Here is a 534-nt window from a genome sequence, read left to right as displayed (position 1 = left end):
TGCTGTTGATCGAACCCAGCGCCTTGTCGACCACTTCCAACGCCTGCTGTGCACCCAGCACCGAGCTGACGTCCAGCTTCTGCGCGTTGCTGGCGGTGGCGGTACCGGCGGTGTAGGCGCTGGTGGCGGCGGCGGTGGACCAGTCGCTGGTGGCGCTCTGGTAGTTGCTGCGGGTCAGGGCGATGTCGGCGGCGACCACGGCCTTGCCTTCCTTCACCGAGGACAGCTTCAGGGTGCCGTCGGTGTTGGCTTCGGCATAGATGCCGGCTTCACCGATCTTGCCGTTGATCGCGGTGGCGATCGCCTTGGCGGCATCACCGACGCTGGCGCCGCTCTTCACTTCCACGGTGCCGATGTCGACGCCGGCCACGGTGCCGCCGAAACGCACGTCGGTGGCAACGGCTGCGACGGCAGCGGTGGCGCCGGTGGCGAAGGTGCTGGTGCCCAGCGAACCGGCGCGGGCGTCGACCACCTTGTCGATGGCAATGGCCTGGCCGGCGTTGGCACCGACCTGGAACAGCTGGCTGGAGAACG

The 534-nt window shown here is 68.4% G+C and carries 1 protein-coding gene; it reads right to left on the bottom strand.

All coding sequences use genetic code 11. The annotated features are described in order from the left end of the window. The coding region (locus C2U58_RS20120; RefSeq protein WP_343125478.1) for a flagellin hook IN motif-containing protein at positions 1–534 on the bottom strand (534 nt) is incomplete at both ends.

It is taken from the genome of Stenotrophomonas sp. VV52 (assembly GCF_002893095.1).
GTDB classification, from domain to species: domain Bacteria; phylum Pseudomonadota; class Gammaproteobacteria; order Xanthomonadales; family Xanthomonadaceae; genus Stenotrophomonas; species Stenotrophomonas aracearum.
Note: the sequence above shows the minus strand (reverse complement) of the source record. Positions and strands in the feature narration are given on the sequence as shown.